The organism is Cupriavidus sp. SK-4, from assembly GCF_000611125.1.
Classification (GTDB): domain Bacteria; phylum Pseudomonadota; class Gammaproteobacteria; order Burkholderiales; family Burkholderiaceae; genus Cupriavidus; species Cupriavidus necator.
In genome coordinates, this window is sequence record NZ_JFJW01000057.1 from 60,524 (window position 1) to 74,356 (window position 13,833).

The window sequence follows — 13,833 nt, forward strand, 5'->3', positions numbered from 1 at the left end:
AAAAATGATCAACTTCAGACTGGTTCGACATCTGTGGCTGTTCCTGGCGGTTGCCGAAGAAGAGCACTTCGGGCGTGCGGCGAAACGGCTGGGCATGTCCCAGCCGCCGCTGACGGAGCAGATCCAGACGCTGGAGAGTGCGCTGAAGGTCAAGCTGTTCGAGCGGTCGCGCCGAGGCGCAAAGCTGACACCCGTCGGGGCCGCGATACTGCCGGCAGTGCAGAAATTCGCCGAGCAGCTTGAGCGGCTCGAACTGGCGGTCAGAGAGGCGGTCCAGGGGCAGAGCGGCATGCTGACCATCGGCGCCATCTCGTCCGCCATGGTCGATACGTTGCCGGGACTGATCGAGTATCTCAAGGCACAGCATCCGCAGCTGACCATCTCCGTCAAGGAAATTGACAGCGTGGAGGCCGTGCCGGCCCTCGAACGGGGCGACGTGGACCTGGCGTTCGCCCGGCTTGAAGGCGAGCTGGGCGCATCCATCCAATCCGTGCCGCTCAAGGAAGACCGTCTCGCCGTTGCCCTGCCGAGGACGCACCGGCTGGCCGAGATGCCCCGCATTCGCCTGGCTTCGTTGGCGGATGAGGCGTTCGTCATCTTCTCCAGGCACGTGAGCCCGGTCTACTATGACAGCCTCATCATGACCTGCAGGGAAGCCGGCTTCTCGCCCCGTGTCCTGCACGAAGTGCGCAGCGTCTCGTCCCAGATTGCCTTTGTCGGATGTGGGCAGGGGATTGCGCTGGTGCCTGCCTCACTGAAGAAGGCCGCGCCGGAGAATGTCGTGGTCAAGCCGCTGAAAGAGGCTGTCAAGGTGGTGACGACTGCGATGGCCTGGTCGACCAGCCGGGAGAATCCGATGGTCGAGGCCGCGATCGCCGCAATCTCGGCCGGAAAAGTTCGGGGAATGCCTCGGTAGCCAAAGCATTCCGCAATCAATAGGTTTGGCAGAATGAAACGTTCTATTCATCGGAATTTACAGAACACTCCAGGTGGGTGAGAGTGCAAGCCAATGTGCCGCTGGCGAAATTTTCGTGAGCAGGCGAAACCCTAAGGCAATGGAGTCTGACCTTGGCTGCCTCAGCATTCGTTATCAATCCCGCTCCCCAACTGGCACCGGCGCGAGTGGTGGAAGCACTCCAGGATGTGGTTACCGCGCATATCAGCGATAATTTGCAGCGGTTGTCGGGGGTGACCGGATTGACCCGCTTCAACCGTAGCAGGAAGCTTCTTGGGACGGCATTCACCGTCAAGGCCAGGCCTGGCGACAACCTTCTCATTTACAAGGCATTGATGGAGCTTCAGCCGGGGCACGTACTGGTGGCCGATGGCGGTGGCGACTGCACCAATGCACTGGTGGGCGAACTCATCATGCTGTATGCGCAGCAGAGAGGCTGCGCTGGCTTTGTGCTCGATGGCGCCATCCGCGACACCGCAGCGTTTCATGAGGCGGATTTCCCCTGCTATGCGCGCGGGGTCAGTCACCGTGGTCCCTACAAGCTGGGGCCAGGTGCGATGAACGTGCCGGTCTCCGTGGGCGGCCAGGTGATTTCACCGGGCGATATTGTGGTGGGCGATGAAGACGGCGTGGTGACGTTCCCCGCCGCGGAGGCAGACGCCATCCTCGATGCTGTCAGGGCTACTGCCATGAAGGAGAACGCCATCAAGGCCGAGATCGGTACTGGACTGCGCGAGCAGGAATGGCTGCACAAAGTGCTTGTGCCGCACGGACTATAACCAGGGCAAGTCAAGGGACGGTTCGCGCTGGCCGGCCGGCTGCTCACACCGATGGTCTTTCACGTTGTGTATCCGGGGCTTCCCCATGGAAGCAACTTTGCCGACCACCCTGAATCGAGAGCCACAGATGCAATTGCCCCGCAAGCTGTTTCACATGGCCGCCCTGCTGGCCTCACTGGCTGCAGTCGGGCAGGCGCCCGCGGCGCCCTACCCGGACCATCCTGTCGAACTCGTGGTGCCAAGCACGGCTGGCGGCGGTACCGACACCGTTGCGCGGGCCTTCAGCGAAGCCATGCGCAAGTATCTGCCGCAGCCGCTGACCGTGGTGAACAAGCCGGGTGCCAGCGGCGCCATCGGCATGACGGATGTGGCTCGCGCCAGGCCGGATGGCTACAAGCTCGGCATCATCATCGCCGAAGCCGTGATCGTCCCGCATCTCGGGCCGACCACCTTCGACGCCGCCGAGCTGGTGCCGATCGCACGCCTGAATGCCGATCCGTCTGCCATCACGGTCAAGGCCGACTCGCGCTGGAACACCATCGAGGTGTTCCTGGAATTCGCCAAGGCGCACCCGGGGGAGGTGCAGGTCGGGAATTCCGGGCCGGGCTCGATCTGGCACCTGGCGGCGACGGCGCTGGAGGACAAGGCGTACGTCAAATTCAATCATGTGCCGTTCTCCGGTGCGGCGCCGGCCCTGGTGGCGTTGATGGGCGGGCATATCGACGCGGTGGCCGTCAGTCCGGCCGAGGTATCGGCCTATGTGGCCGCAGGCAAGGTGAAGACGCTCGCGGTGATGGCCGGGCAGCGTGTCAGGGGCTTCGAGAACGTTCCGACGCTGCGTGAGCGCGGTATCGACCTCTCGATCGGCACATGGCGCGGACTGGCCGCGCCCAGGGGCACGCCACCTGAAGTGCTCGAAACTCTCGCGGCCGCCCGCCGCAAGGCGGTGGCGGATCCTGTCTTCGTGGCGGCGCTGGGCCGGCAGAACCTTGGGATTGCCTATGCCGACGCCGCGAGCTTCAAGGCGATGATCGCGGCAGACAACGCGGTGATGAAGGCACTGGTGGCCAGAACCAACCTGCGGAAGTGAGGCAGCGCGTCCGCATCGATCCAGAAGAGCCAAGGGCGGCAGCGGGGCTCAAGACAGGCGCGCAATCTCCTCGAGCAGCGCCGCCTCCATCGCCTCGATCGGCGCGCGTGCGCAGCCGGTGTAGAACTCGACCTGGGCGCAGGCCTGGTGCAGCATCATGCGCGTGCCGTCGATGGTGCGGCAGCCAAGCGCGGCGGCATCGCGGATCAGCTTGCTCCTGACCGGGATGAAGGCAGCGTCCATGACGATCAGGTGTGCGGCGAGCTGTCCGGCGACCGGGTTGACGTCGGGTGCCCGGAAGCCGGCAGCGGTAGCGTTGGCGAGCATGTCAAAGTCCGCCGCGCGGAAGTCCGTCAACCCGCCGCCAAAGCGCAGGCCAAGCGAGGCGGCCAGTTCCTCGCCGCGTGCCGCGGTGCGGTTGAACACGGTCACGCTGGCGCCGGCCTCGCGCAGGCCATAGGCCATCGCCCGCGCCGCGCCGCCCGCGCCCAGCAGCGCAATGCCCTTGCCGGCCACTTCGGTCACCTCCCGGAACGCCCGTACGGCGCCGATGCAGTCGGTGTTGCAGCCGGTCAGCACGCCATCGATATTGTTGATGGTGTTGACCGCGCCGATGGCGCGGGCGGTCTCGTCGAGATGGTCGAGGTGCGGGATAACGGCCTGCTTGTGCGGCATCGAGACATTCATGCCGCGCACGCCGAGCGCGCGGATCGATCGCACCGCGCCGGGCACGTCCTGCACCCCGAAGCACACAAAGGTGTAGTCGATCCCGAGCGCCCGATAGGCGGCATTGTGGATGCGGACATTGAAGGTGAAGGGCTCGCCCATGATCGAGCCGCACAGCGTGGGAATGGAACCGGGCATTGCGGGGTGTCCTTGCGGGGAGAATCAGGCGGCTGCCTGGGCGGCAAAGGCCGCGAGGTCGAAGCGCGCGGCGGGCTGCCGCCCGGCGAGCGCGTCCAGCAGGTTGCGCGTGGCGAGTTCGGCCATGGCGCGCCGGGTCTCATGCGTGGCCGAGCCGATATGGGGCAGGGCTGTGACCCTGGGGTGGCTGCGCAGCGGTGAATCCTGTGGCATCGGCTCGATGGCGAAGACGTCCAGCCCGGCCGCGCGCAGGTGGCCGCTGTCGAGCGCCGCGAGCAGCGCGTCTTCCTGCACGATCTGGCCTCGCGCGCCGTTGACGAAGATGGCGCCCGGCTTCATCAGCGCGAACTCGCGCAGGCCCATCAGGCCGCGCGTGCTGTCGGTCAGGGGCAGCGTGACGGCGACGATATCGGCGCGCTGCAAGGCATCGTCGAGATTCGTCCGGGTGGCGCGTCCCGCCAGGTCGGGCGGCTCCGCAGCAGTCTCGTTGACATAGAGCACCTCCATGCCGAAGCCGAGCGCCGCGCGGCGCGCTACGGCCTGGCCGATGCGTCCGAAGCCCAGTATCGCCAGGGTCTTGCCGTGGACGTCCCAGCCGAACAGGCTTTCACCGATATTGGCAGTCCAGCGGCCTTCGCTCACGTGGGCCGCCAGTTCGACCAGCCGACGGCTCGTGGCCATGATGAGCGCGAAGACGGTGTCGGCGGTGGTCTCGGTGAGTACGCCGGGCGTATGGCACAGGGTGATGCCGCGCCGGTGCAGGCAGGGTAGGTCGTAGTTGTCGACTCCGACCGAAATACTTGAGATCACCTCCAACCGGCCGGCGTCGGCCAGTTCCACGGCGCCGAGCTTCACGCTGGAGCCGATCAGGCCATGGGCGTTGGCCAGCGCGGCGCGGAAGGCCGACCGTTGTGCCGGCTGGCGCGGATCCGCCACGATCACGTCATGCTCCGACTCGATCCTGGCGAGCAGGTCGTCAGGAATCGGGCGGAACACCAGGACATTCTTGCGCATGGGTAATCCTTGCAGTGGCTTCATAAACTGGCGGCCGCCAGCTGGGCATGGGTCGGCAGGCCTTCGGTATCGCCGCGCACCTGCACCGCGCGGGCGCCGATCCAGGCGCCGCGCCGGACGGCGTCGCTTACTGACCGGCCCTCCAGCAGTGCGCTGATTACGCCCACGGCAAAGCCATCGCCGGCGCCAACGGTGTCGACGACACGCTCGACGCTGAATGCCTCGACATGGCCGGTGCCGGCCTCGCCATCGAAGTAGGCGCCGTCGGCGCCCAGCTTCACCACCACCAGCCTGGCGCCGCGGGCACGGTAGAAGGCGGCAATGCGCTCCGGCTCGGCATGGCCGGTGAGGAAGCGGCCTTCCTCGATGCCGGGCAGCACCCAGTCGCACTGCTGCGCCAGGTCGTTCAGCGTCTCCCGCATCACCTCGGGCGTGGCCCACAGCGTGGGCCGCAGGTTGGGATCGAAAGAGATCGTGCGGCCGGCGGCCTGCATGGTGGCGATGGCCTGGCGCGTGACAGCCTGCGTGCCTGCGGCCAGCGCGGGGAACACTCCGGTGACGTGCAGGTGCCGCGAGCGCCGCAGCCACCTGCCGTCCAGGTGCTCCGGGTTCATGCGGCTCGCCGCCGAGCCGCGGCGGTGGTATTCGACGGGCGGATCGCCCCCGTCGTCGACCCGGCCCTTGAACTGGAAGCCGGTGCGCTCACCGGGCTCGCACACCACCTGGCTGCAATCCACGCCTTCGCGCTGCATTTCACCGAGCAGGTAGCGCGCCATCGAGTCGTCGCCCAGCCGGCTGGCCCAGCCGACCTTCAGGCCCAGGCGCGACAGGCCGATGGCCACGTTGGTCTCGGCACCGGCGGTGCGCTTGTGGAAAGTCTGCGCGCCTTCGAGCGGCCCGGCTTCGCCGGCGACCAGCATCAGCATCGCCTCGCCCAGCGTGACCACGTCAAGATCGGTGCTCATGCGGGGACCTCCACCGAACGCAGCAGTTCGACATGATGGCGCGTGACCTGCACCAGGTCTTCGCCTTGCAGCGGGAATTCGATCGCACGCGCAACGTGCGAGGGCAGGCGGCGCAAGACGCTGCGCCAGGGTGCCGCCGACTGGTCAAGCGGCACTGCGATCCATTTGGCGGGCGTGCGCTGCACGCCTTTGCAGTGCACGTAGTCGACGCCGGCGCCGAGGACTTGCGCGGCGTCGAGCGGGTCTTCGCCGGTCCAGTGCCAGTTGCCCATGTCGAAAGTCATCGGTACGGACTCGCCGAGCGCCCTGGTACGCGCGAAGAAATCGCGCAGCGGCGGTACGGTGCCGGCCTGGGCGGTCTGGTCGTTTTCCACGACGAGTTCGATGCCATCGTGCCGCAGCCAGGGAAGCAGCGCTTCCAGCGCCGTGCCTTGCCGATAGCCGCCAAGCGACATCTTGACCCGGGTCGCATCGAGCGCCAGCGCGGTCGTGAAGGCACGGTCGAGCGCGGCGGCATCGAGGCTGCCTGCGTCATTCCACAGGCCTTCCGGGCTGGACCAGACCACGCTCAGTCCATGCTCCCCGGCGACCTCGCGTTGTTCCCTGACTTCATCCTTGTGCCCGCGCTGGAGTTCGCTGCGGAATTCCACGCCGTCCGCGCCAGCGGCCGCGGCGATCCGTGCCAGCGCAGCCTGTCCGTCGCGCAGGGCGAGGTCGGCGCCATAGGCTGTCAGCGAGATCAGCACCGGCGGGCGTGAAGAACCATCTGCTTGCCACTGGCTCATTTCAGTGCTCCCGCGCTGAGGAATTGCTGCAGTTCCGGCGTCCGCGGCTGCGCGAACAGCGCTTTGGACGGGCCCGCCTCGTGCACCTTGCCCTGGTGCATGAAGATGGTGGTATGCGCCATGCGGCGCGCGAACTCCATCTCGTGCGTGACCAGCACCATGGTCATGCCGGAGGCGGCCAGGTTCTCCATGACCCGAAGCACTTCCGCCGTCAGCTCGGGGTCGAGCGCGGAGGTGACCTCGTCGAACAGCATCACCTTGGGCTCCATCGCCAGCGAACGGGCGATGGCCACGCGCTGCTGCTGGCCGCCCGAGAGCTGCTCGGGGTAGCAGTCCTTCTTGTCGAGCAGGCCGACCTGGGTCAGCACCTGGGCAACGATGCCGTCGATCTTGCTCGCAGCCATCTTCTTCACGATGGCCGGAGCCAGCGCGATGTTCTGGCCCACGGTCAGGTGCGGAAACAGGTTGTAGCTCTGGAACACCATGCCCACGTCGCGGCGCAGGTCGAGCAAACGCTTGCGGTCGTGATCCAGCTTGTGCCCGGCGACGGTGATGTTGCCGGCGTTGATCGTCTCCAGGCCATTCAGGCATCGCAGCATGGTGCTCTTGCCGGAGCCGCTGCGGCCGATGATGGCGACCACCTGGCCCGGCTCGATCGCAAACGAAACGCCCTTCAGGACTTCGACGGCGCCATATGACTTGTGCACGCCTTTTGCTTCAACGATTGACATGGAGCCTCCTTTCCATGCGCCGGGCTGCCGCCGACAGCGGGAAGCAGAGCGCGAAGTAGATAAGTGCGACGACGACGAAGACCGCGAAGGGCTGGAAGGTCGCGTTGTTGATCAGTTGGCCGGCGCGGGTCAGTTCGATGACGCCGATGATGGAAGTGATCGAGGTGTTCTTGACCAGCTGGACCGAGAACCCCACCGTGGGCGGCAAGGCCAGCCGCACGGCCTGCGGCAGCACCACGAAGCGCAGTTGCTGCCAGCGGGTGAGGGCGAGCGCCTCGCTGGCTTCCCACTGCCCCTGTGGCACGGCCTCGATGCAGCCGCGCCAGATCTCGCCAAGATAGGCGCTGGCGTAGATCGACATCGCGAGCATGGCCGCGACCATCGGCGACAGCTTGAGCCCGAGCACGGAGAGTCCGTAGTAGCTCAGGAACAGCACGATCAGCACCGGCGTCCCTTGCACGACCTGGATATAGGCCGTGCTGGCCAGGCGCAGCAGCGGGCTTCTGGAGGTACGCGCCAGCGCCACCAGGAAACCGGCCAGCGTGCCGCCGACGAAGGCGAGCAGGGTTACCCAGAGCGTCCAGCGCGCTGCCAGCAGCAGGATTTCAAGATGATTCCAGGAGAACTCGGTAATCATTTCGCGCTCCCTGCAACCGCCGCCGTCAGATCCGTTTGCGCCACGGGCACGACGCGGGCTGTGCGGGCCAGCTTTCGTGCGCGCGCCACCACGCGGCGCCGCTTGAACACCAGGTTGCCGATCAGCCCGAACATGGCGCGCAGCAGCAGTGCCAGCCCGATGTAGATGAACATGACCAGGATGTAGCTCTCGAAGGTGCGGAAGGTCTGCGAATCGACCTGGCTGGCGACCGCCGTCAGCTCTTCCACCGAGATCGTCGACACCACGCTCGACGTCAGCATCATCAGCGTGAACTGGCTGGTCAGGGCCGGATAGACCTTCTCGAAGGCCGGCACCAGGGCCACGTGGCGGATCAGCTGCCAGCGCGTCATGCCCAGCGCGGCGGCGGCCTCGAGTTGCGAGCGGTGAACCGCCTGCAGGCCGGCCCGGATGATTTCCGTCGAGTAGGCGCCGAGGTTGACGGTCATGGCAATCACCGCGGCGGTGACGGCATCGATCTGCAGGCCCACGGTTGGCAAGCCGAAGAAGATGATGAAGAGCTGGATCAGGAAGGGCGTGTTGCGGATGGCTTCGACGTAGGCCCTGGTGGCACGCTGCAGCCACGGACCGCCAAACGCGGCCGCAATGGCGCCGGCGGTGCCGATCACGGTGCCAAGCAGGATCGAGCCGAAGCTGAGCGCCAGCGTCATCGCCGCGCCTTCCGCGAAGCGGTCCAGCTGCGACAACACCGGCGTCCATTCGAATTGATAGTTCATGCGGGTCTCCTGGCATGCCGGCTGGCGCTGGCGCGCAACGTCAGACGGCCTGGTTCAGAACGCTTGCAGCGCGGGCAGCGCCTTGCCGGTCCACTTCTGTGCAATGGCATCGAGTTCGCCGTTCAGCTTGACGTAGGAGATGGTGGTGTTGAGCCATTGGCGCAGCTCGAAGGCGTCGCGGCGCACGGCCATCGAATTGGGTTGCACCGAGAACGCGAACTTGGCGTCGAACTTGCCGGCGCCGCGCGCCTTCATGATCTCGTTGCCGGTGATATTGGGCAGGGCAATGGCTTCGACCTGGTTGCTGATCAGCGCCTGCGCGCAGGTGGCATCGTCCTCGAAGCGGACGATATTCATGCCGGGCACGGCCAGCCGGGTCAGCGCGGTGTCCTGCGTGGTACCACGCGTCACGCCCACCTTCTTCTTTCCGAGCTCCGTCAGCTTGGCGTACTTGGCAGCGACGGGCGCGAAGATGGTCAGCTCGAACGCGCTGTAGGGCGCACTGAACATGATGGCCCGCGCCCGCTCGGGCGTCGGCGCCAGCGTCGCGACCAGGAAATCGACCTTGCCGGCCTCCAGCGCCGGAATCCGGCTGGGCGAGGTGAGCGGAACGATATCGACCGGCACGCCCAGGTACTTGCCGAGCAGGTTGGCCACGTCGACGTCATAGCCGGCGGGTTTGCCGGTGGCGTCCGTGGTGCCGAAGGGCGGGGCGCCGGTTACCACGCCGATGGTGACCTTGCCCTTCTTGACGATCTCGGCGACGGTCTGCGCCTGGGCGGGGAAAGCGGCGCTGGTCAGGACCAGCAGAGTCAGCACGGGCGCGGCTACGCGGCGCAACAAGCGTTGGACGTTCATCAGTGTCTCCTGCACGGTTATGGAATGTGTCGCTGGCGTCGCAGCGTTTGGCAAGCACCGTCGTGAAACCGGTTTCAGAATTATAGGAAACCGGTTTCAGAGATCCAGCCGTGGAAACCCTTACGGGCAAAAACTGCGTTTGGCGGATGCGGAAACAGGCACGTCAGGCACCCGCTGGACGTGCGAAGCGGGTGCAGGCGTGGATCAGGCGGGCACGGCGGACGCCGGTGGGGAAGGGCTCTGCAATCAGGCGCGGCGGGTGGATCCGCGCGTGACCAGCGTGCCGGGCAACAGCACCCGGCGTGGCGGCAGTTGCGCGCCTTGCAGGCGCTCGATCAGGCAGTTGGTGGCAACGCGCCCAATATCGTCGGTGGGCTGGGAAATGGCGCTGAGGCCAGGACCGACCAGTGCAGCCCATTCCGGATCATCGAAGCCGATCAGGCCCAGGTCGGCGCCAAGTTGCCACCCCAGTCTGGCGGCTGATGCGGCCACGCGCAGCGAGATCACTGCGTTGGCCGCCAGCACGGCAACGGGTGCCTGTCCGGTGCCACGGCGCATCGCGAGCAGCGCTTCATCCAGGGCATCGTCGTCACCCCGCTGGGCTTCAAAAACAGTCCCGCTTACCGTGCCCGCGTGTTCGGCGACAAAGGCCTGGAACGCGCGCGCCCGCTCGTTGCGCGAGCTGATGGCCTTGATCGGCTCGCTGATGAACAGCAGGCGCCGATAGCCGGCTTCGACCAGGTGGCCGGCGGCTTCCTGGACGGCGGTCTGGTTGTCCAGGGCCACCAGGTCGACTTCGGCATCGCCGACCTTGCGGTCGACCAGTACCACTGGCTTGCCCAACTGCGCCGCATCGGCCAGGGCGCCGGCATCGTGGCCCAGCGTGTGCAGGATAAAGCCCTCGACCCGGTAGGCCGACAGCGAGCGAATGGCTTCGCGCTCAAGTTGCTCGTCATTGCCGAGGTTGAACAGCATCACCATATAGCCGGCGTCGCGGCAGGCCTTCTCGACGCCGCGCAGCACGGCCACCGAGAACGAATTGGAGACATCCGCGACCACCAGCCCGATCAGGCGCGACTTGCCGCGCTTGAGCCCCTGCGCCATCGGGCTGGGGCTATAGCCGAGCGCGCGGATGGCCGCGGCGACGCGCGCCTCGACGTCCGCGGACAACTGCTCGCCGCCCCGGTTCAGGTAGCGCGATACGGTTGCCTTGGAGACGCCCGCATAGTCGGCAACGTCCTGGATGGTGAATTTCTCTGCAGGTTTCTGGTCGGACACAGGTCGGGTAACTGGGCGCGGCATAGGATTCGGGTCTCGGTGAAACCAGTTTCACGATTATGCCTCGGGCGTGTCGGGATGTGCCAGCATCCGGGGCGATTGGGCTCCGATACCTGGTGCGGCGAACCGTCGAAGGGCCAGATGCCCTTCGACGCTCTCCGAATGAGCCAGCGCTACCGCATCGGCACCTGCCGGAAACCGAAGCAGCCCGGACCTGTCGCTGGTGGCACGCCACACCGCTTCGGCCACATCGGCCTCGGTCGTCACCGCTGCCGGTTGCGAGAGTGAAGCGAAGATGCGCTGCGCGAAAGGCGCGTACGCCTCGGGGATCAGGCCCTCCATGCGCGGTCCCCCGTTGCTGGTAAAGCGCGTGGTCGGTCCGTAGCCTGGCTCGACCAGCTTCACGCTCACGTTGAACGCTTCGAGCTCGAACGCGATCGACGCGGTGAAGCCTTCGATGGCCATCTTGCTCGCGGTGTAGACGGCCACCATCGGCATCGGCGCCAGCGTCGTGCTGGAGGTCACGTTCACCACCACGCCCGACCTGCGCGCACGGAACTGGGGCAGCACCGCCTGGGTCATCGCCATTACCCCGAACGTGTTGGTCTCGAACACCTCGCGCGTCGTGGCCATCGGCGTGGCCTCGAAGGCGCCAAACAGGCCAATGCCCGCGTTGTTGACGAGCACGTCGATGGGCCCGCTCGCTGCAAGCGCGGCGGCGATGCTTTCGGGCTTCGTCACGTCGAGCGCCAGCACGCGGATCCGGTGGGATCGGGGCAAGAGGTCTTGGTTCGGCGTTCGCATGGTGGCGATGACGTTCCAGCCCTGCGAGTGGAAGTGGCGCGCGGTTTCAAGGCCATAGCCAGAGGAGCAGCCGGTAATCAGCACGGTTTTCATGGAGGTTTCGGTGTTGGTTTTGATGTCGGTAACGATAGCGGGCATGCGACGGACTTCCTACAATGAAAAGTCCAGATTTCATTTGCAATCGTCCGCCGATGAGCGATCCCCTGTCAGAAGTCATCTCGCTGCTCCAGCCGCGTGCCGTGTTCTCGAAGCGCATCAGCGGCGCCGGCCGCTGGGGTGTTCGCTACGCTGACTACGGCCAGCCAAGCTTCTGCGCCGTGCTCGAGGGCAGTTGTCGTCTCGCCGTCGACGGCCAGCATGCCCTCACGCTTGAGGCGGGCGACTTCGTGCTCCTGCCGGCAACGCCGGGCTTCACCTTGTCGGGCTTTGAGCCGGTGGCGCCCGAGTGCATCGACCCGAAAGTGACGTCCGCGCCGATGGGCGAAGTTCGTCACGGCAGGCGCGGTGGACGCCCCGATGTGCGACTGCTCGGCGGCTACTTCGTCTTCGACTCGTCCAATGCCGCGTTACTGGTGTCGCTGTTGCCGGCGCTGGTGCATGTGCGCGGCGCCGAGCGGCTTTCGGCCATCGTCCGGCTCGTCGGCGAGGAATCGGGTGAACGGAGGTCGGGCCGCGAGCTCGTGCTCACGCGCCTGGTGGAGGTGCTGCTGATCGAAGCGCTGCGCTCAACGTCGGGGGAGGACGCGCCCCCGGGGTTGCTGCGCGGCCTGGCCGATGCGCGACTCGCGTCGGCGATGCGGCAGATGCACGCCGATCCCGCGCGCTCGTGGACGGTGGCCCAGCTCGCAAGGAAGGCCGCGCTGTCGCGCTCGACCTTTTTTGAGCGCTTCACGCGCGCCGTGGGAATGCCACCGATGGAATACCTGGTCGCCTGGCGCATGGCCGTGGCGAAGGACCTGCTCCGTCGCCATGACTTCGGGATCGCCGAAGTTGCTGAACGCGTCGGCTACGGCTCGGCGAGTACCTTCAGCACCGCGTTCAGCCGGCACGTCGGCCAGCCACCGAGTCTCTACGCGCGCAAAGGTTAGGACGTCACATGGAAAGCGCTTCTGAAGGTGACCGGGCAGCGAGCTGTTGAGGCACGTCATCCCCCAAGACTGTGCGGGGACGTTTTATGCACTTGTCACGGACAGTCACTTCACTGTCATCGTTTAGTCACAATGCATTCATAGAACTAGATTTGCAGAATCGCAGTTTCCATTCTGGCTCTGTCCACCCATCGAGACGAAGGGGGTTCAAGATGCGCTTCAATCCTCACGCTGCACTGGTGGTTGCTGCGTTTGCGATCAGCACCCAGGCCGCGCACGGCCAGGCCATTGTCAAGATCGACGGCTCCAGTACCGTCTATCCGGTCACCGAAGCCGTAGCGGAAGATTTCCAGAAGGCCAGGAAAGGGGCGGCCAAGGTCACTGTGGGCATCTCCGGCACCGGCGGCGGCTTCAAGAAGTTCTGCCGCGGCGAAACCGATATCTCGAACGCCTCGCGCCCTATCCTGAAGCAGGAAATGGAAGCGTGCGCGCAGACGGGCGTCAAATACTACGAGCTTCCTATTGCCTTCGACGCGCTGACTGTCGTCGTCAACCCGAAGAACACTTTCGTCAGGCAACTGACTGTGGAGCAGCTCAAGAAGATGTGGGAGCCGGCGGCACAAGGCAAGGTCACGACCTGGAAGCAAGTCGATCCTTCGTTCCCGGACGCATCCCTGAAGCTGTTCGGCGCAGGCTCGGATTCGGGTACTTTTGACTATTTCACGGAAGCCATTGTCGGCAAGGCCAAGTCTTCCCGCGGCGACTACACCGCCTCCGAAGACGACAATGTCCTGGTGCAGGGCGTCTCGCGCGATGTGAACGGCCTCGGGTATTTTGGCTACGCCTATTATGAAGAGAACAAGGGCAAACTGAGGGCCGTCCCTATCGTCAACAAGAGCGGCAAGGCCGTGGCTCCGGGCGCCAGTGCCGTCCTGGATGGTTCATACAATCCGCTTTCGCGGCCGATCTTCATCTACGTCAATGAGAAGTCGCTCGAGAAGCCCGAGGTCAAGGACTTCGTTGCCTACTACCTTCAGCACGGGGCGCGCCTGGCTTCCGAGGTGAAATATGTTCCCCTCCCCGCCAGGGCCTATACGATTGCAGCGGAGCACCTGGCGAAGAAGAAGCTTGGCACGGTGTTTGGCGGTGAACCCGACGTGGCGGCCACCATCGATTCCCTGCTGGCTCGCGAAGCAAAGCTGTAACCGATGCCTGGCGCGGGCCGGCACC

15 protein-coding genes are annotated in these 13,833 nt (G+C 65.7%); 5 read left to right on the forward strand and 10 right to left on the reverse strand.

Annotated features, from left to right (window positions below; all coding sequences use genetic code 11):
• Positions 1 to 4: 4 nt before the first annotated feature.
• From CF68_RS11490 to CF68_RS11500, 3 genes are all read left to right on the forward strand, one after another.
• Positions 5 to 916 (forward strand): LysR family transcriptional regulator, encoded by a 912-nt coding sequence (locus tag CF68_RS11490; RefSeq protein WP_035818654.1) that lies wholly within the window; start codon positions 5 to 7, stop codon positions 914 to 916.
• A gap of 152 nt (positions 917 to 1,068) precedes the next feature.
• The gene (locus CF68_RS11495; protein ID WP_035818656.1) at positions 1,069 to 1,734 is read left to right on the forward strand and encodes an RraA family protein; all 666 of its coding nucleotides are present in this window, start codon (positions 1,069 to 1,071) and stop codon (positions 1,732 to 1,734) included.
• Between the two features lie 127 nt (positions 1,735 to 1,861).
• A complete protein-coding gene (locus CF68_RS11500; protein WP_051591494.1) occupies positions 1,862 to 2,824 on the forward strand; it encodes a tripartite tricarboxylate transporter substrate binding protein in 963 nt (320 codons plus the stop codon).
• A gap of 48 nt (positions 2,825 to 2,872) precedes the next feature.
• Here CF68_RS11500 and CF68_RS11505 read toward each other — a convergent pair whose 3' ends face one another.
• The 10 genes from CF68_RS11505 to CF68_RS11550 form a co-directional block, all read right to left on the reverse strand.
• On the reverse strand, positions 2,873 to 3,688 hold the full coding sequence (locus CF68_RS11505) for a shikimate dehydrogenase (RefSeq protein WP_035818658.1): 816 nt from the start codon (positions 3,686 to 3,688) through the stop codon (positions 2,873 to 2,875).
• 24 nt (positions 3,689 to 3,712) lie between these two features.
• Positions 3,713 to 4,702 (reverse strand): D-glycerate dehydrogenase, encoded by a 990-nt coding sequence (locus CF68_RS11510; RefSeq protein ID WP_035818661.1) that lies wholly within the window; start codon positions 4,700 to 4,702, stop codon positions 3,713 to 3,715.
• A gap of 20 nt (positions 4,703 to 4,722) precedes the next feature.
• Positions 4,723 to 5,667 carry a sugar kinase gene (locus tag CF68_RS11515; RefSeq protein ID WP_035818664.1) on the reverse strand — a complete coding sequence of 315 codons (945 nt, stop codon included), beginning with the start codon at positions 5,665 to 5,667 and terminating at the stop codon, positions 4,723 to 4,725.
• Entirely contained in the window at positions 5,664 to 6,452 is a 789-nt protein-coding gene (locus CF68_RS11520) for a sugar phosphate isomerase/epimerase (RefSeq protein ID WP_051591495.1), read from the reverse strand. The genes CF68_RS11515 and CF68_RS11520 overlap by 4 nt, the downstream gene beginning before the upstream one ends.
• Positions 6,449 to 7,183 carry an amino acid ABC transporter ATP-binding protein gene (locus CF68_RS11525; protein WP_035818667.1) on the reverse strand — a complete coding sequence of 245 codons (735 nt, stop codon included), beginning with the start codon at positions 7,181 to 7,183 and terminating at the stop codon, positions 6,449 to 6,451. The genes CF68_RS11520 and CF68_RS11525 overlap by 4 nt, the downstream gene beginning before the upstream one ends.
• Positions 7,170 to 7,820: an amino acid ABC transporter permease gene (locus CF68_RS11530; RefSeq protein ID WP_035818670.1), complete on the reverse strand. Its 651-nt coding sequence runs from the start codon at positions 7,818 to 7,820 to the stop codon at positions 7,170 to 7,172. The genes CF68_RS11525 and CF68_RS11530 overlap by 14 nt, the downstream gene beginning before the upstream one ends.
• Positions 7,817 to 8,575 carry an amino acid ABC transporter permease gene (locus tag CF68_RS11535; protein WP_035818673.1) on the reverse strand — a complete coding sequence of 253 codons (759 nt, stop codon included), beginning with the start codon at positions 8,573 to 8,575 and terminating at the stop codon, positions 7,817 to 7,819. Before CF68_RS11535 ends, CF68_RS11530 begins: the two co-directional genes overlap by 4 nt.
• Positions 8,576 to 8,629: 54 nt before the next feature.
• Positions 8,630 to 9,433, reverse strand: coding sequence for a transporter substrate-binding domain-containing protein (locus CF68_RS11540; protein ID WP_035818677.1), 804 nt, complete (start codon positions 9,431 to 9,433; stop codon positions 8,630 to 8,632).
• Between the two features lie 246 nt (positions 9,434 to 9,679).
• Positions 9,680 to 10,735, reverse strand: coding sequence for a LacI family DNA-binding transcriptional regulator (locus CF68_RS11545; RefSeq protein ID WP_051591496.1), 1,056 nt, complete (start codon positions 10,733 to 10,735; stop codon positions 9,680 to 9,682).
• A 33-nt stretch (positions 10,736 to 10,768) separates the two neighbouring features.
• On the reverse strand, positions 10,769 to 11,608 hold the full coding sequence (locus CF68_RS11550) for an SDR family oxidoreductase (protein WP_235205744.1): 840 nt from the start codon (positions 11,606 to 11,608) through the stop codon (positions 10,769 to 10,771).
• A gap of 98 nt (positions 11,609 to 11,706) precedes the next feature.
• Between CF68_RS11550 and CF68_RS11555 the strand changes: the two genes are divergently transcribed.
• Complete coding sequence (locus CF68_RS11555) at positions 11,707 to 12,603, forward strand: AraC family transcriptional regulator (protein ID WP_200872552.1); 897 nt, start codon at positions 11,707 to 11,709, stop codon at positions 12,601 to 12,603.
• A gap of 212 nt (positions 12,604 to 12,815) precedes the next feature.
• The gene (locus CF68_RS11560) at positions 12,816 to 13,808 is read left to right on the forward strand and encodes a PstS family phosphate ABC transporter substrate-binding protein (RefSeq protein ID WP_084187187.1); all 993 of its coding nucleotides are present in this window, start codon (positions 12,816 to 12,818) and stop codon (positions 13,806 to 13,808) included.
• The last annotated feature ends 25 nt before the right edge of the window (positions 13,809 to 13,833 follow it).